The organism is Flavobacterium sp. H4147, assembly GCF_029360735.1.
Taxonomy (GTDB): domain Bacteria; phylum Bacteroidota; class Bacteroidia; order Flavobacteriales; family Flavobacteriaceae; genus Flavobacterium; species Flavobacterium endoglycinae.
On the sequence record NZ_JARKNB010000004.1, the window covers coordinates 553,675 to 571,027 of the forward strand.

A 17,353-nucleotide genomic window follows, 5' to 3' on the forward strand; every position below is an offset into this window, starting at 1 on the left:
TCTAAAATCAACAATCTAAAATCTAAAATTAAAAATGTATATACCTTTTGAAAATTTACCGGGTGAATCAAGAGTTTGGATTTACCAGTCGAACAGAAAATTTTCTGAGGAAGAGTTTTCTGAAATTGAAACTGACTTAAAAGCTTTTGTAGAACAATGGGCAGCACACGGCACCAGTCTTGAAGCTTCCTTTTTATTGAAATACAACCGATTCATTATATTGGCTGTAAATCAAGATGTACAAGCAGCGACAGGCTGTTCAATCGATAGTTCTGTAGAATTTATTCAAGGATTAGAAAAAAAGTACAATGTTGATTTATTGGATAAAATGAATGTTACTTTTAAATTAGGAGAACATATTGCTCATAAACCATTAATTGACTTCAAGAAAATGGTAAAAGACAAGGCGGTAACTGGAAATACAATAGTATTTAATAACTTGGTTACTAATATTGAAGAATTTAACGATGCTTGGGAAGTTCCTGCTGCCGACAGCTGGCACAGCAGATTTTTCTAAGAGAAATTTTTAAAGTATTAAAAGGCATGAAATTTAATTTTATGCCTTTTTTTGTGGGTCTAACTTTGTCAAAATTTTAAACTTTGACAAAGTTGATTTAGTGAGTTAATTTCATTTGAAAACAATAACGTCTCTTTTAGCCCCGATGGGAGCGATATCCTTTTTCTGGCTTCTTTAGACAGAAAAAGATAAAGCGGACAGCGGGAAGGTTGGTTCTTTTGAAAACAGTTTTTACTGCTCCTTATAAAAATAGGAGAAAATTTTAATCAAAAAATCTAACTGTCTAATAATCTGACTGCTCTAATATTTACAAAAATCTAACAATTTAAACGGTCAATTCAACGCTATTTTTGAGTATTTTCGTAGAATTAAATTAAATACATGAAAATAGCAATTGTTTGTTATCCTACTTTTGGAGGTAGTGGTGTAGTAGCCACAGAGTTAGGTCTCGAATTAGCCAGAAGAGGACACGAAATACACTTTATAACTTACAGCCAGCCCGTTAGATTGGCGCTTTTAAATCCAAATGTTCATTATCACGAAGTAAACGTTCCGGAATATCCTTTGTTTCATTATCAACCGTATGAATTGGCATTGTCAAGTAAACTGGTTGATATGGTTAAATTGTATAAAATTGAGCTTCTACACGTACATTATGCCATTCCTCATGCGTATGCAGGGTATATGGCAAAACAAATGTTGAAAAATGAAGGGATTAATCTTCCGATGATTACAACTCTTCACGGAACAGATATTACATTGGTTGGAAATCATCCGTTTTATAAACCTGCGGTAACTTTCAGTATCAATAAATCAGATTATGTGACTTCGGTTTCTCAGAGTTTGAAAGATGATACTTTGAAATTATTCAAAATCAAGAATAAAATCAAAGTGATTCCTAATTTTATCGAATTGGATAAAGTAAAAAAAGATCCTAGCGCGCCTTGCCACCGTTATGTAATGGCAAATGAGAACGAGCGTATTATTACCCATATCAGTAATTTTAGAAAAGTAAAACGCATTCCAGATATTATTAAGATCTTTTATAGTGTTCAAAAAGAAATTCCTGCTAAACTGATGATGGTAGGAGATGGACCTGAAAAAGAAAAAGCAGAAATTTTGTGTCAAGAATTAGGCATCTTAGATAAAGTTATTTTCTTTGGGAATAGCCATGAGATCGACAAAATTTTATGTATGACCGATTTGTTCCTGCTTCCTTCTGAAACTGAAAGTTTTGGTCTGGCAGCTTTGGAAGCTATGGCTTGCGGAGTTCCTGTTATTTCTAGTAATTCTGGCGGTCTGCCTGAAGTTAATTTTGACGGCGTTTCGGGGTATTTAAGCAACGTTGGCGATGTAGAGTCAATGGCTGCAAATGCAATTAAAATCTTGAAAGACGAAGATACTTTGAATGAATTTAAAGCGAATGCATTAGAAGTGGCAAAAAAGTTTGATATTAAAAATATACTTCCTAAATATGAAGCTTTGTATCAAAAAGCAATTGACGATTATAAAGATTAAAACATTAATTTAAAATTTAAATGTATGAAAAAAATAATTTCAGTTTTGATAGTTTTTGTTTTGATTTCCTGTGGCGCTAAAAAGACAACTGGTTCCACTGCATTGTACGAAGTTTTAACCGAGCAGTCTAATGGAGGCGGTAATATTAAGTTCTTTGAAATTCTAACAGAACCAAACGAAATTAAAATGCTGCAGAATGATCCGCTTTTGGCTCATAAAATGAAAGATGCCGATATTGCAAATTCCAATTATGTAATCCTTAATATGGGTGAGAAAAACACAGGAGGATATTCTATTGGAGTAGAGAAAGTGGAAGAAACTGATAAAAATATCATTATTACGGTTAAAGAAAACAATCCATCGCCTGATGCAATGGTAATACAGGTAATCTCATATCCGTATACAGTGGTTAAAGTACATTCTAAAAAAGAAATTATTATTAAAGAGTAAAAAGAAAATAGATAAATGCGAAATGTTATTTTTTCATTAACTCATAAAAAAAACCTGTCGTTTAAGCGACAGGTTTCTTCTTACAATTTTTTTTATCTTTTATTCTGTTTAGAATCTGAATTTAACTCCTAATCCGACGTCAAATCCAAAATTATCATCATCATAATATCCTGAACCAATTTCAGGTCTACCGTCTAATGATAATGTAATTGGCACTTCTTTAAATCTATATTCGATACCAATGTCTCCGGCAGCAAACACATAAGTTCCGCTGTCGCTATATCTTAAATTGTTGTAACGGTGATCGTAGTCCCAGGCAGCAACTCCACCACCTACACCAGCGTACCAGTTAAAACCTCCATCGATGTTCCAAACCCATTGGTAAAGCGCAACGGCTTTTATGGCATCTACATCACGGCTGTTTCTCCATCCTAAATCAAACTCAAGTCTGTTTTTTTGATTTAATCCTAATTGATAGGATACTTCGCCTCCAAATCCGTTATTGTCTCCAAGACGTAATCCTAAAGCGTTTTTTGAAATTTCTTGTGATTGTGCGGTAAATGCAAAACCAAAGATCATAATGGCAGATACTATTATCTTCTTCATAAAAATGGTTATTAATTTTCGTCAAATTTAATTTTACTTGTTTATGAAGAACGTATAATATTTTTAGAAATTGTTATATAATTCACATTTTTTGGCAATTTCGCTGGTATCAAAAGTTAAAAACATTGCTTACAGGGCTTTAAAACAAGGTTTTCTATTTTTTAAGAATGATATTTGATAACATTTGGGAAGTTAAAATATCTTCCATTTCAAATAAATTTTCCTCTTCAGTAAAATTGGTATGAGTGTACGAATATAATTTCCAGCGTTTTTTATGGTATTCTAAAGCAGTTAAATTTTCAACCCAGTCACCAGAATTTAAATACAAAGTCGATCCATATTTGTTTTCCTTATTTAAGATTTTTGGTTCGTGAATATGACCGCAGATTACATAATCGTATTTTTTTTCAATAGCCAGATCGGTTGCAGTAGTTTCAAAATCCGAAATAAATTTGACCGCTTTCTTGACGCTGGCTTTTATTTTTTTTGAAAAAGAATAAGGCTCACGACCTAATTTAGCCAGGCACCAGTTGGCAAAACGATTCATAAGAATCAGATAATCGTAACCTAAGCCTCCTAATTTGGCAATCCATTTTGAATGCTGAACAGAAGCATCAAATACGTCTCCGTGAAAAATCCAGGCTTTTTTATCGTCTAATTCTAAAACTAATTTATCGACCAAAGAAAAATTTCCCATACTCATGTCGCTGAATTTTCGAAGTATCTCGTCATGATTTCCAGTAATATAGTACACTTTTGTACCCTTTGAAGCCATCCCGATAATACGTTGAATAACTCTTAAATGCGCTTTTGGAAAGTAGGATTTTCTAAACTGCCACGCATCAATTATATCTCCGTTTAAGATTAAAGTTTTGGGTTTAATGCTTGAAAGATAGTTGTTTAGTTCTTTAGCGTGACTTCCGTAAGTTCCCAAATGGACATCTGAAATTATGACCAATTCGACGTTTCTTTTTTTCAATTTTTCCTAATTTGAAGTTTAGCAAATGAAAGAAAATTGAGCTGGATTTATTTTATCAAAAGGTTATTAAAAACACTTTAATTTTACCAAATTGTGATTTTTAAACTGTTTAATGTTTAGTTAATAATACCAATTTTAAATTTTTTAATTTAATTCATAAAACTTACATTTGCTCAAAACTATAAACAATGGCAGGAAACAGCTACGGCACCCTATATAAAGTAACAACTTTTGGAGAATCTCATGGTGAAGCATTAGGCGGTATTATTGACGGATGCCCTCCAGGAATACAACTTGATTTTGAAGCAATTGAAGTTGATATGGCAAGAAGAAAACCAGGTCAGTCAGCAATTGTGACGCAAAGAAAAGAACCAGACAGTGTTCAATTTTTATCTGGGATTTTCGAAGGCAAAACTACTGGAACTCCAATTGGGTTTATTATTCCAAATACCAATCAAAAATCAGACGATTATTCTCATATAAAAGATAACTACAGACCAAGTCATGCTGATTATGTATACGATCAGAAATATGGTTTTCGTGATTACCGCGGCGGCGGAAGAAGTTCTGCACGTGAAACAGCGAGCAGAGTAGTAGCAGGTGCTATTGCGAAACAAATGCTTCCTGAAATTAAAATTAATGCTTATGTATCTTCTGTTGGTCCAATTCATTTAGAAACACCTTATCAGGAATTGGATTTTTCAAAAATTGAAAGCAATCCAGTTCGTTGTCCAGATGAAAAACAGGCGGCGATTATGGAAGAATATATTCGTGACATCCGTAAACAAGGTGATACTGTTGGAGGTGTCGTTACTTGTGTGATTCAAAATGTTCCTGTTGGTTTAGGAGAACCGGTTTTTGATAAACTTCATGCTGAATTAGGAAAAGCGATGCTTTCTATAAATGCCGTTAAAGGTTTTGAATACGGAAGCGGTTTCTCTGGTTCTGAAATGAAAGGAAGCGAACACAACGATTTATACAATCCTGACGGAAGTACAAAAACAAATCTTTCAGGTGGAATCCAAGGCGGAATCAGCAACGGGATGGATATTTATTTCAGAGTAGCCTTTAAACCAGTTGCTACTATTATGCAGACTCAGGATTCATTAGATAATCAAGGAAATATTACACCAATGACCGGAAAAGGACGTCATGATCCGTGCGTGGTGCCTCGTGCAGTGCCAATTGTGGAAGCAATGGCTGCCATTGTTTTGGCTGATTTTTATCTAATCAACAAAACATATTAATAAAGTTAAGGCAGTGAGGGTCTTAAATTTTAATAATTAAAAAATAAATTAATGCAAGTTACAGAAACTAAAAAAAAATCATTTCTTTCAGGATTAACAGGGCAGATTTTAATTGCAATGGTTCTTGGTGCAACACTCGGAATTATACTGCATAATTATATTTCACCTGAAGCAGCGCAGTCATTTAGTACCAAAATTAAAATGCTTGCTACAGTTTTTATCCGATTGGTGCAGATGATTATTTCTCCATTGGTTTTTACTACACTGGTAGTAGGAATTGCAAAACTTGGAGATATAAAAACAGTAGGAAGAATTGGAGGTAAAGCACTTGGATGGTTTTTTACAGCTTCTTTTATATCCTTATTAATTGGATTATTTTACGTAAATATTTTAGAACCTGGAGTAGGTTTGAAATTAGGACACGTTGATATGGGAGCTGCTACAGAAGTAACAGCAAAAACGCAAAATTTATCATTCGAAAACTTCGTAGAACATATTGTTCCTAAAAGTATCATCGAAGCGATGGCAACTAATGAAATTCTTCAGATTGTAATTTTCTCAATCTTTTTCGGATTAGCGGCGGCTTCATTAGGATCTACTGTAAAACCGGTTATCGGAGCTTTAGACAAAATATCACATATTGTATTAAAAATGGTAAACTATGTAATGAACTTCGCTCCAATTGGAGTTTTTGGAGCCATTGCAGGAGTATTTGCAATTAGAGATGCAGAAGAATTAATTATTACTTATTTCAAGTTTTTCGGTTCTTTTTTATTAGGAATTGGGACACTTTGGGTGGTTTTAATTGCGGTTGGTTATATTTTCTTAAAAGGAAGAATGACCAATTTATTAAAAAGAATTATTGGACCATTGGCAATTGCTTTTGGAACTACAAGTTCTGAAGCTGTTTTTCCTAAATTAACAGAAGAGTTGGAAAGTTTTGGTGTGAAGGATAGAATTGTATCTTTTATGCTGCCGCTTGGTTATTCTTTTAACCTTGACGGAAGTATGATGTACATGACTTTTGCTAGTATTTTTATTGCACAATTCTACAATGTGCATCTGGATTTAGGAACACAAATGGCGATGCTTTTGGTATTAATGTTAACCAGCAAGGGAATTGCAGGTGTGCCACGAGCTAGTTTGGTTGTGGTTGCTGCAACCTGCGGAATGTTTGATATTCCAGTTGAAGGAATTGCATTAATTCTGCCAATTGACCATTTCTGCGATATGTTTAGAAGTGCTACAAATGTTTTAGGAAATGCTTTAGCAACTTCGGTAGTGGGACAATGGGAGAATAATAAGGAAGAAAATTTAAATTCGGTAGAATAATAAATATACGACCTTTGCCATAAAAATAAAGCCGTAACATTTGTTACGGCTTTATTAATTTATAACGTTTAGAAAGCATTTTTTACTAACTAGCGGCTACTTTTCCTTTTCTAGGATGTATGCTTTCATCTTCAACTGGTTCTTCACCACCTGTAACAGATTTTTGCTGTGCTTTGGTTAATTTTTCTGCTTCTGCGAATTTTAAAAATTTTTCAGACATAATTGGGTTGATTTTTAGTACTTCAATCTCATATAACACTTGAAGTTTGTGTTGGTAAGTTTGTTAAAATTAAAAATATTTTTTATTTGTTTGATGGTTTTTATTGATATTTATTAACAATACAGGTTTGAAACTGTGAATTTAATTTCGGGGACTGTATTGAAATAGCAGAAGTGATTGATATTAGGTACTAAATATTTCAGCATAAAAAATGGAAATTTCAGAAGGATTTAAATTGTAACCAACATTCAAATTGGAACATTCTGCTGTCCAATGTTAAATCTTTATCTTATTAAGGTAAATACTGTTATTTTGTATTACTATAATGATGTATATTTGAAAATCGATATTCTAAATTATGCATCATTATAGGGTTAGTTTTTTTCTATTTCTATTTCTTTTTATGGTTTGTCCTGACTTGTCTGCTCAGAACAGTGCTGTATCAATAGCAAAAGTTAAAGAATTAACAAAAGAATCTTGTGATTATTTAGATCAAACCAACTATGAAAAATCCCTAAAAAAATCCGGAATTGCTCTTAAGTATGCTTTCGACCTGAAAAATGACACCTTGATTTCGAGGAATTATAACATCATCGGAATTAATTTTCATGATTTAGGCGAAATAGAAAAAGCTATTTTCTTCTATAAAAAAGCACTCTTCTACGCAGAGAGATCTAATATTGTCAGTCTCAAAATGATGATTACCAGTAATCTTGGAAATCTGCATTTTTTTGAAAAGAAAATGTACAAAGAAGGGATTGCATATTACAAAGAATCCTTAAAATTTGGGCAGCAGGAAAAATATCTCAAAGAAGTTGCCATAACAAATCTTAATATAGTTTGGTCCTATTTTAAAGTTGAAAACTACAAAGAAGGTCTCCCTTATCTAAACTATATTAATGCTCATCAAAATGATTTAAAGGGAAAATCAGATGATATTGCTTTGAATTTTTTAAACGGAATGTATTGGTCAAGTGTAAATGATACTGCCAAGGCCAACATGTATTTCTCTAAAGCTGTTTCTGCCAGCAAATCGACAGAAGATAAGCAGGATTTGTCTTTTGCGCATTTGGAGTATTCTAAATTTCTAAACAAAATTGGAAAATACAAACAAGCTTACGATAACCTTTTGATGTATAATACCATAACCGGCGAACTGTATAACGAAACGAAACTTAAAAAAGCTTCAATTGCAGGTTTAAATTTAGAACTTGATGAATATAAAAGACAGATTGAGAAAATCGAAAACGAAAAAACCTCACAATCACAAAGTCTTAAAAAATCACGAATTATAGTGATTTTGTTTATTCTGATTTCATTTATATTCCTTTTTTTAATTATTACGTTAATTAAAAATATCAGGTTTAAGAAAAAACACAATTTAGAGCTTCTGGAAGCAAAAGAAATTGCGGAAGAAGCTTCTCTGTTAAAAACACAATTTATTTCGACTATAAGCCATGAATTACGCACACCGCTTTATGGTGTGGTTGGAATCACTAATATGCTTTTAGAAGAACATAAAGAACTTTCAGAAAGTGAACATTTAAGTGCCCTGAAGTTTTCTGCAAGGTATTTACTTTCACTGGTCAACGATATTTTACAAATTAATAAAATAGAAGAAAACAAAGTTGTACTCGAAAGTCTTGCTTTTAATATGTGTGATGAGATCACAATGATTAAGAATTCACTGTCGTTTTTAGCTCAGAAAAATAATAATAATTTCAATATTGAAATTGATGAAGAAATTCCAGAATACTTAATTGGAGATAAGCTAAGACTTGCGCAGATTTTAATTAATTTAGTGAGTAATGCACTAAAATTTACAAAAGACGGTCAAGTCGATGTCATTATTAAGATTGACAAAATTGAAGGAAGTTTTTATCATCTGGATTTTTTAATTAAAGACAATGGTGTTGGAATCGCGGCTGTCGACCAGAATAAAATATTTGAAAAATTTGTTCAAGTAGGGCGGAAAGATGAAGATTATCAAGGAACAGGATTGGGGCTTAGCATCGTAAAACGTTTGTTGGGGCTTTTTGGCAGTTCAATTAAATTAGAAAGCGATTTGGGTAAAGGAACTGCATTTTCGTTTAAAATTCCTTTCGAATACAATACGCTTAAAACACAAAAAATAATAGAAGATATAGAAGTTGATTTGACCTCAAATGAAATTTATAAAATACTGATTGTCGAGGATAATCTGATTAACCAGCTGGTGACTAAAAAAATCATCGAAAAAAACAACTATGTATGTAAGGTTGTAGATGATGGGTTTGCCGCGCTTAAAATATTAGAAAAAGAACATTTTGATCTTATTCTGATGGATATTAATATGCCTTTAATGAACGGATTTGAAACAACTAAAAGAATTCGTTTAGAAGGAGTGAAAACACCTATTGTGGCACTTACTGCTTTTGATAAAGATGAAATTACAGATGAAGCTGTTTCTGCGGGAATGAATGATATAATAGTGAAACCGTTTGAACCAGTTAAACTATTCAAAATTTTAAATTACCTTATTACTGAAGCAAAAAAAGCTGGTTAATACCAGCGTTTTTTGTTTCTTTTTGATGCGTTTGACTTTCTCGATTTGTGAGCGTCACCGCTTCTATTTGAATTTTTAGGTTTTTCTCCCGGTTCGGGACTTCCAGCATGCCACGGATAAGGATGATCTGAAATGACTTTTACATCAACCTTAATTAATTTTTGAATGTCTTTCCAGTACGGATGTTCGTCTTTTCCACAGAAAGAAATAGCAATTCCTCCATTTCCAGCGCGGCCTGTACGACCAATTCGGTGAACATAGGTTTCAGGAATATTCGGAAGATCAAAGTTGATTACGTAAGGAAGCTGTTCGATATCAATTCCTCTTGCGGCAATATCGGTTGCTACTAAAACGCCTACTTCTTTGTTTTTAAATGCATCCAAAACACGCTGCCTTGCATTTTGAGATTTGTCTCCATGAATAGCTTCTGCTGGAATATCTTTTTTACGCAATGCTTTCACCACATTATCAGCGCCGTGTTTAGTTCTTGAAAAAACCAACACGTTTGATAAATTTTCATTTTTAATTAAATGATACAGCAGATTTCTTTTTTCTGTTTTGTCGACAAAATAAATACGCTGTTCAACATTTTCTGCAGTTGATGAAACTGGAGAAACTTCTACTTTTTCAGGATCCTGCAAAAACATTTCTGCCAATTCGCGTATTGCCAAAGGCATTGTAGCAGAAAACAATAATGTCTGTCTATTTTTTGGAGTCAGTTTTATAATCTTTTTTACATCATTTATAAAACCCATATCCAGCATTTGATCGGCTTCATCTAATACTAAAGTGTGCAGATGATTCAAATCTAGAAAACCTTGTTTGTGTAAATCCAATAAACGACCTGGAGTAGAAACCAGAATGTCAACACCATTTTTTAAAGCTTCAACTTGCGGAGTTTGCGAAACTCCTCCAAAAATAGTGAGTTGTACTAAATTGGTATATTTAGAATACGTGTCAAAACTTTGTCCGATTTGTACTGCGAGTTCTCGTGTAGGTGTAACTACAAGAGCGCGAATTTGTTTGGCTTTTTTTGATGAGCCTACAATTCGGTGCAATTGATGTATAATTGGAATAGCAAATGCTGCCGTTTTTCCCGTTCCCGTCTGTGCACAGCCAATTAAATCCCTTCCAGCCAAAACAATCGGAATGGATTTTTCTTGAATTGGAGTAGGATTTAGATAGCCTTCTTCAAATACGGCTTTTTGTATACTTTTTGAAAGTGATAAATCTTCGAATAACATATCTTACAAATTAAGATTTTTAGTTTTAAGTACTAAAATCTGTGCAAAGATAGGTTTATTCAGCCAATCGTTTATTTGAATCTCGTATTATTTGGGAAATATGCGGTTTTAAGCCAGTTGACCTTCAGTTAAGTTTTTCTTTTTCGTTATTGGCTTTTATGAAATCCGTGATTAAATAACCAATTAATTTTCCAATTAAATTATTATTTGGAGAATCTGCTAAATCCGGAGCGCCTTCGCAGATATGCAGATAGGTCGCATTTCTGTTTTGCCCGAAGAAAGAAATAAACTGTCGTAATTCTTCAACCGAAAACCCGCTGATTGTCATGGCACTGCTTGCAATATTAGGTATCGCATCGAGATCAATCTCAATTCCAAAAGCATCTGTTTTAATAAACTCCAGTGCAAGTGCCATTTCTCTAGTGAAATCTTTTTCTTTGCGAATATTCACACTGTCATAAGTATTGTAACGAACACGATCCTCAAGTTTTTTGATGATATCTAAAACGCTTTTTGAAGTATAATTTTCATGTAGACCAAAGATGAAATATTTTTTGAGGAAACCTTCTTCGTAAGCATATGAAAAACCATTGCCACTGTGTCGTCCTTCTAAAATTCTGAAATCAGAATGCGCATCAAAATTGATAGCGTTAATAGGTTTTCCTTTGGCTAAAGCCGAACCTTTAATATTGCCATAAGCATTATTATGTCCGCCGCCAATAATAATAGGGGTTTTTCCGGCTTTTATGATGTTAAAAATGATATGCGAAACTTCTTTGTCGATTTTTTCAACCAGCTGGCTTAATTTAGAACGATCGTCAATATCATTAAAGTCCAGATTTTCTACCTCGCGCATTTCTTCCGCTACATTCAGTTGTCCTAAAATAATAATCTGACTGCCTTTGGCAAAACGATTGTGCTGTATGTTGGCAATACTTTTAATTGCATTTTCCCAAGCTGAAGCTGTTCCCGGACGACCGTAGTTAGCACGCACGCCAATATCTTCTGGAATACCAAAAAGTACATACTTCGCCTCAGATTCTTGTAAAAATTTGATTTTGTCAGTTCCTGTTGGAATGATAATCATTTTTTCACCGAATTTTATTTCACCACTACGATGATTTGTGACTTTTGCCAAATCATTGACAGTAAAAGGAATCAATTTCTCCATTAAAAAAAAATATTTTCCAAAAATAATATAATTGTTACAACTTACGTTATTACGATATATTAATTCTTAAATTTGTTTTAAAGAAAATTATTTAAATATGGAAAACCCAAAGAACAACAACAATTCGAGTCTAAAAGCGGTAATCGCCGTTCTAGCAGTCCTACTGATTGGTAGCTTAGTGTATATTTTTAAACTTTCTTCTGATACTGACGTAGTTCAAACAGAATTAACAACAACTATGACAGAAAAAGAGTCTGTTATGAAAGATTTACAGGAATTAAAAGCAACTTACGATGCTGCAATTGCTGAAAATACTTCAATGTCTGATGAATTAATTCAGGAAAGAGATAAAGTTGTCGCTTTGATGGATGATTTAAATAAATCAAAAGGGGACGTTTCTAAATATAGAGCTCAAGTTCAGGCTATGCAGGGCAAAATGAAAACTCTTGTTGCGGAAAACGATGAGTTGAAAAAACAAAATGGTGTTTTAACAACTCAAAGAGACAGTACGATTGTGGTTTTAGGAGAGTCTAAAAAATACAATGAAGTACTAGTTGGCCAAAACGAGGAGTTAGCAAAAACAGTTGAAAGAGGTTCTAAATTATCGATTTTGAACACTAAAACATCTGCTTACAAGTTAAAAAGCTCTGGAAAACAAATCGAAACAGATAAAGCAAGCCGTGCAGATATCTTAAAAGTTAGTTTTACAATCGCTGAAAACCAAATTGCTAAATCTGGAGATAAAACGTATTATGTTCAGGTTATTGATGCTAAAAACAATGTTTTAGGCGAGAAAAAAACAGAAAATTTTGGAGATAACTCTTTAACTTACAGCTTTAAAACAACTGTAAAATACGAGAATAAATCTGTAAATGTAACAGAAGATCTTCCTGGAAAAGATTTCGCAAAAGGAACTTATTTTATCAACGTTTTCGATAATGATGAATTAGTTTCTAAAACAAGCTTCAGCTTAAGATAATTCAGCCAAAGGGATAAAAATACCACTTAAGATATTAAAGGTCTGTGATTTTCACAGACCTTTTTTATTATGGTAAAATTTCAATTTATTATGTTAGAAGTTTTCCTTCTATAAAAACATTTTCAATCAAATTGCTTCCAAAAGCGTATGGAATTTGATAATAAGAAGAAATAGGTTTGGTAAGAATTAAATTAGCCTTTTTTCCTTTTGTAATACTTCCATGTGTTTGCGATAATCCCATAGCATAAGCACCGTTTATGGTCGCTGCATTTATAGCTTCTTCAGGAGTCATTTTCATTTTGATACAAGCTGTGGCAACAACAAAATTCATATTTCCTGATGGAGTAGAACCGGGATTAAAATCTGTAGCCAATGCGAGTGGTAATCCTGCTTTTAGCATTTCTCGGGCTGGTGTATAAGGAATGCTTAAAAAATAAGAACAAGAAGGCAATGCCACAGGCATCGTTTCAGTCGCTTTTAAAGCTTCGATATCTTCGGGATTCATAATTTCAAGATGATCTACAGAAAGAGCATTATACTTAATTCCTGCCTGAATACCGCCGATAGAATTAAATTGGTTAACATGAATTTTTGGCTTTAAGCCGAATTCAATTCCAGCCTGCATAATTTTTTCAGTTTCTTCTACAGAGAAATAACCGCTTTCGCAGAAAACATCAATATAATCTGCCAGTTTATTTTGCGCAATTTCGGGAATCATTTTGGTAATGATTTCATCGATATAGCCTGTTTTATTTTCTTTATAATGTGCAGGAAATGCATGAGCACCCAAAAAAGTGGCCTTAATTGAAACCGGATAGTTTTCAGCCAATTTTTTGATTACACGAAGCATTTTCATTTCGCCTTCGATGGTTAATCCGTAACCTGATTTTATTTCTACAGCTCCAGTTCCTAACCGCATTACTTCTTCGAGACGAAGTTTTGACTGTTCGTAAATTTCTTCTTCAGATGTTTCGTTTAATTTTTTAGCCGAATTTAAAATTCCGCCGCCACGGTTTGCGATTTCTTCATAAGAAAGTCCGTTGATGCGGTCTACAAATTCCTGTTCGCGGTTTCCTGCGTAAACAATGTGGGTATGGCTGTCGCACCAAGCAGGAAGAACAACTCTGCCAGAAGCATCTATAATGGTATCAGCATTGATTTGAGGAAGATTTTCCATTAAACCGAAGTCTTCAATCAAATTGTCTTTTATAATTAAAAATGCATTTTTTAGGGTTGGAAGTTTCGCCATTTCTGCTCCCGAAATTTTCTCTATAGAGGTTTCGCGAACTTGGAGTAACTCTTGTATGTTTTTTATTAATGTTATCATTAGCGTGGTTGTAAAACACAAATTTGCTTCGCCTATTCCCTACGGTCGAGTCACAAATTATCACGAACTAATGCGTGCCATTTGTGAAATTCGTATTTTTATTGTTTTGTCCTTTTATTCTGAAACTGTTATTTCAAACATTTTATCCCAGTATTTACCAGTTACAAAAATAGTTTTGGTGGCAGGGTTGTAAGCAATACCATTTAATACTTCAGCATTTTTAGCTTTAAGGAATTTACGTAAACCTGATAAATTGATAATACCTTCCACAGCACCAGATGTGGGATTTACAACTGCAATAGCATCTTTCTGCCACACATTTGCATAGAATTTTCCGTTGATTAATTCTAATTCATTTATAGCTTTAATTTTAGAACTTCCAGAGTACACATTGATATAATCAATCAATTTTTGAGTCTGTGGATCCATTTTCCAGATTTTTTCTGTTCCGTCAGAATGATAAATATATTTGTCGTCATGTGTCATTCCCCAGCCTTCAATATCTTTATCGTATTTGAACGTTTTTTCTAATTTGAATGTTTTGGCATCATAGATAAAACCTGTTTTTTCCTGCCAGCTCAACTGATAGATTTTATCATTAAAGAAAGTGATTCCTTCTCCAAAATATTCTTTAGGAAGATCTATTTGTTTAATTACTTTTCCAGTTTTATAATCTACAGATCTAAAATAAGAATCTTCTTTTTGACCAGTACTTTCAAATAAAACACCATCGTGAAATTCTAAACCTTCTGTAAAAGCAGTTGTGTCATGTGCAAAAGTGTTTACGATTTTATAGTTTAAAAGTTTTGGTTCAACACTAGAAACTAATTCAATACGTTTTGTCGCATCAGATGAATTTCCTCCGTAATAAACGGTTGCTTTTAAATACTGATACCCTAATTTTTGATCTTTTAATTCAAACTTAAATTTTTCAGCACCTTTTGTACTTCCCACTTTTTTATCATTATTGAAGTACACAATGCTGTCGATTTCTTTCGAATTTGGGTTCAAAATTCCTATTGAAACTGATTCTTGAGGTAAAAAATGGGCTGGAAAAGCAGAATCATCAATATTAAATAAAGAATTTTCACCTTTATTTTTATCTCCGCATCCAATTAAAGTGATTCCTAATAAAATGACAGATAGGAAGTTATATTTTTTCATAGTTTAAAATTTGAATAAGCCAATATACAACGATATTTTTATAGCAACAAAGGTCTTGCAAAAATATAAAAAGATTGTATATTTGCACCGGCAAGTCCTACACGACCAGCTCCTGCAGACTCCCCCAGGATGGGAACATAGCAAGGGTACGCGGTTGAGCGGTGCGATGTAGGTCGCTTGCCATTTTTTATTTTTTGTTTTTCCTGAACCTGTTTCAGGATTTTTTTTAGAATTTATTTAAATGTAGTCTTCCTTCGGGAGGATTTTTTTATTTTTGAACCTTTCTGATGTTACATGTTATTGGTTAGAAGTTCAATGTTAACTGCTCAGATTTCAGTTTTCAAAAAAACAAAATCCAAAAACTTATAACTCATAATCTCTAACTTATAACTTAAAAAATGAGTAAAGTCGTTTTAATTACCGGAGGTTCCTCAGGAATTGGAAAATCTATTGGTGAATTTTTGCATAAAAAAGGTTTTGTAGTATATGGAACAAGCCGAAATCCTGAAAAAATACAAAACTCTGTTTTTCCTTTACTGGCTTTAGATGTTCGAAATTCTGAAACTATTAAATCTGCTGTTGCAGAAGTTATTAAGCTTTCAGGAAGATTGGATATTGTAATTAATAACGCCGGAGTAGGAATCACTGGTCCGCTTGAAGAAATCCCGATGGAGGAAATCAAGAATAACTTCGAAACCAACTTTTTTGGTCCTATAGAAGTTATAAAATCGGTTTTGCCTCAAATGCGTGAGCAGAAATCAGGCTTAATTATCAACATTACTTCCATCGCAGCTTATATGGGGTTGCCTTATAGAAGCGTTTATTCCGCTTCAAAAGGGGCTTTAGAATTGATTACAGAAGCTTTACGAATGGAGGTAAAACAGTTTGGAATTGAAATCACAAACGTTGCTCCGGGAGATTTTGCTACAAATATTGCAGCAGGTCGTTATCATGCTCCAGTGGTAAAAGATTCTGCTTACGAAAAAATATATGGTGATGTACTTGCCACTATGAACGAACATGTTGATGCTGGAAGTAATCCAAATGAAATGGCAGAAGCAATTTATAAAATCATACAAAATGATAAGCCGAAAGTTCATTATAAAGTTGGAGTGTTTATGCAGAAGTTTTCAATTGTTTTAAAACGTGCACTTCCTGATAAAATGTATGAGAAAATGCTTATGAATCATTATAAGCTGTAGAAAAATGTAAAAAACACACTTATTTTTAACATATAATTTCAAAATGGTTTTGATTTTAAAAACGTTATTGATATTGATTTTGTAATTTTGCAGCTAGATTTTCTTTTGATGATTTATTTGAAGAAAATTTATTAAGATATAAATACGAACAAACCATTTTTAATTAAACAAATAATTATGAAATTTTTTATAGACACAGCTAATTTAGCTCAAATTAAAGAAGCACAAGCTTTAGGTGTTTTGGATGGTGTAACTACTAATCCATCATTGATGGCAAAAGAAGGCATTACTGGAAAAAACAATATCCTTAAACATTATGTGGACATTTGCAATCTTGTTGATGGTGATGTAAGTGCTGAAGTAAACGCTCTTGACTTTGAGGGAATGGTGAAAGAAGGTGAGGAGTTAGCTGAATTACATGAGCAGATTGTTGTAAAACTTCCTATGACTAAAGAAGGTGTTATGGCAGCTAAATATTTTTCTGATAAAGGAATCAAAACTAACGTAACACTTGTGTTTTCTGTAGGGCAGGCTATTTTAGCAGCAAAAGCAGGAGCTACTTATGTTTCTCCATTCGTGGGACGTTTAGATGATGTTTCTACAGATGGATTAAACTTAATCCAAGAAATTAGAGAAGTTTACGATAACTACGGTTACGAAACTCAAATCCTTGCCGCTTCTGTACGTCACACTATGCACATTGTAAACTGTGCTAAAATTGGTGCTGATGTTATGACTGGACCACTTTCTGCAATTTACGGATTGTTGAAACACCCATTAACTGATATTGGATTGGCTCAGTTTGTTGCTGATTTCGAAAAAGGAAATAAGTAATACTTAGTATATTATAAT

At 33.2% G+C, this 17,353-nt stretch carries 16 protein-coding genes and 1 other RNA gene; 10 read left to right on the forward strand and 7 right to left on the reverse strand.

What is annotated here, in order from left to right; translation table 11 throughout:
• The first annotated feature begins 34 nt into the window (after window positions 1-34).
• From P2W75_RS19825 to P2W75_RS19835, 3 genes are all read left to right on the forward strand, one after another.
• Window positions 35-517: an ABC transporter ATPase gene (locus P2W75_RS19825; RefSeq protein ID WP_276381799.1), complete on the forward strand. Its 483-nt coding sequence runs from the start codon at window positions 35-37 to the stop codon at window positions 515-517.
• Window positions 518-898: 381 nt separating this feature from the next.
• Window positions 899-2,035 (forward strand): N-acetyl-alpha-D-glucosaminyl L-malate synthase BshA, encoded by a 1,137-nt coding sequence (bshA, locus tag P2W75_RS19830; RefSeq protein WP_207295441.1) that lies wholly within the window; start codon window positions 899-901, stop codon window positions 2,033-2,035.
• Window positions 2,036-2,059: 24 nt separating this feature from the next.
• Window positions 2,060-2,485: a protease complex subunit PrcB family protein gene (locus P2W75_RS19835; protein WP_276381800.1), complete on the forward strand. Its 426-nt coding sequence runs from the start codon at window positions 2,060-2,062 to the stop codon at window positions 2,483-2,485.
• A gap of 108 nt (window positions 2,486-2,593) precedes the next feature.
• On the opposite strand, the gene P2W75_RS19840 is transcribed toward P2W75_RS19835, so the two are convergent.
• Together P2W75_RS19840 and P2W75_RS19845 are read right to left on the reverse strand one after the other, a co-directional pair.
• Complete coding sequence (locus tag P2W75_RS19840; protein WP_207295443.1) at window positions 2,594-3,091, reverse strand: hypothetical protein; 498 nt, start codon at window positions 3,089-3,091, stop codon at window positions 2,594-2,596.
• A 154-nt stretch (window positions 3,092-3,245) separates the two neighbouring features.
• Window positions 3,246-4,070 carry a UDP-2,3-diacylglucosamine diphosphatase gene (locus P2W75_RS19845; protein ID WP_276381801.1) on the reverse strand — a complete coding sequence of 275 codons (825 nt, stop codon included), beginning with the start codon at window positions 4,068-4,070 and terminating at the stop codon, window positions 3,246-3,248.
• A gap of 188 nt (window positions 4,071-4,258) precedes the next feature.
• Here P2W75_RS19845 and aroC point away from each other — a divergent pair, with 188 nt between their 5' ends.
• Together aroC and P2W75_RS19855 are read left to right on the forward strand one after the other, a co-directional pair.
• On the forward strand, window positions 4,259-5,317 hold the full coding sequence (aroC, locus tag P2W75_RS19850; protein WP_207295444.1) for a chorismate synthase: 1,059 nt from the start codon (window positions 4,259-4,261) through the stop codon (window positions 5,315-5,317).
• Window positions 5,318-5,368: 51 nt separating this feature from the next.
• Window positions 5,369-6,649, forward strand: coding sequence for a dicarboxylate/amino acid:cation symporter (locus tag P2W75_RS19855; RefSeq protein ID WP_207295445.1), 1,281 nt, complete (start codon window positions 5,369-5,371; stop codon window positions 6,647-6,649).
• Between the two features lie 85 nt (window positions 6,650-6,734).
• Here P2W75_RS19855 and P2W75_RS19860 read toward each other — a convergent pair whose 3' ends face one another.
• Window positions 6,735-6,869 carry a hypothetical protein gene (locus P2W75_RS19860; RefSeq protein WP_262898894.1) on the reverse strand — a complete coding sequence of 45 codons (135 nt, stop codon included), beginning with the start codon at window positions 6,867-6,869 and terminating at the stop codon, window positions 6,735-6,737.
• A gap of 403 nt (window positions 6,870-7,272) precedes the next feature.
• Here P2W75_RS19860 and P2W75_RS19865 point away from each other — a divergent pair, with 403 nt between their 5' ends.
• Window positions 7,273-9,414 carry a response regulator gene (locus P2W75_RS19865; protein WP_276381803.1) on the forward strand — a complete coding sequence of 714 codons (2,142 nt, stop codon included), beginning with the start codon at window positions 7,273-7,275 and terminating at the stop codon, window positions 9,412-9,414.
• Here P2W75_RS19865 and P2W75_RS19870 read toward each other — a convergent pair.
• Window positions 9,411-10,658: a DEAD/DEAH box helicase gene (locus P2W75_RS19870; RefSeq protein WP_276381804.1), complete on the reverse strand. Its 1,248-nt coding sequence runs from the start codon at window positions 10,656-10,658 to the stop codon at window positions 9,411-9,413. The two genes, P2W75_RS19865 and P2W75_RS19870, sit on opposite strands and share 4 nt — an antisense overlap.
• A gap of 124 nt (window positions 10,659-10,782) precedes the next feature.
• Window positions 10,783-11,829, reverse strand: a complete 1,047-nt coding sequence (locus P2W75_RS19875) for a formimidoylglutamase (RefSeq protein ID WP_207295448.1) — start codon at window positions 11,827-11,829, stop codon at window positions 10,783-10,785.
• A gap of 97 nt (window positions 11,830-11,926) precedes the next feature.
• Between P2W75_RS19875 and P2W75_RS19880 the strand changes: the two genes are divergently transcribed.
• On the forward strand, window positions 11,927-12,808 hold the full coding sequence (locus P2W75_RS19880) for a hypothetical protein (protein ID WP_207295449.1): 882 nt from the start codon (window positions 11,927-11,929) through the stop codon (window positions 12,806-12,808).
• Between the two features lie 88 nt (window positions 12,809-12,896).
• Here P2W75_RS19880 and hutI read toward each other — a convergent pair whose 3' ends face one another.
• Complete coding sequence (gene hutI / locus P2W75_RS19885) at window positions 12,897-14,135, reverse strand: imidazolonepropionase (protein ID WP_276381805.1); 1,239 nt, start codon at window positions 14,133-14,135, stop codon at window positions 12,897-12,899.
• A 114-nt stretch (window positions 14,136-14,249) separates the two neighbouring features.
• Window positions 14,250-15,299: a glutaminyl-peptide cyclotransferase gene (locus P2W75_RS19890; RefSeq protein WP_276381806.1), complete on the reverse strand. Its 1,050-nt coding sequence runs from the start codon at window positions 15,297-15,299 to the stop codon at window positions 14,250-14,252.
• Window positions 15,300-15,387: 88 nt separating this feature from the next.
• Here P2W75_RS19890 and ffs point away from each other — a divergent pair.
• The 3 genes from ffs (at window position 15,388) to fsa (ending at window position 17,335) form a co-directional block, all read left to right on the forward strand.
• Window positions 15,388-15,485: signal recognition particle sRNA small type (ffs, locus tag P2W75_RS19895), an RNA gene on the forward strand.
• Between the two features lie 212 nt (window positions 15,486-15,697).
• A complete protein-coding gene (locus P2W75_RS19900; protein ID WP_276381807.1) occupies window positions 15,698-16,501 on the forward strand; it encodes an SDR family oxidoreductase in 804 nt (267 codons plus the stop codon).
• A 177-nt stretch (window positions 16,502-16,678) separates the two neighbouring features.
• Complete coding sequence (gene fsa, locus P2W75_RS19905) at window positions 16,679-17,335, forward strand: fructose-6-phosphate aldolase (protein ID WP_202004015.1); 657 nt, start codon at window positions 16,679-16,681, stop codon at window positions 17,333-17,335.
• The last annotated feature ends 18 nt before the right edge of the window (window positions 17,336-17,353 follow it).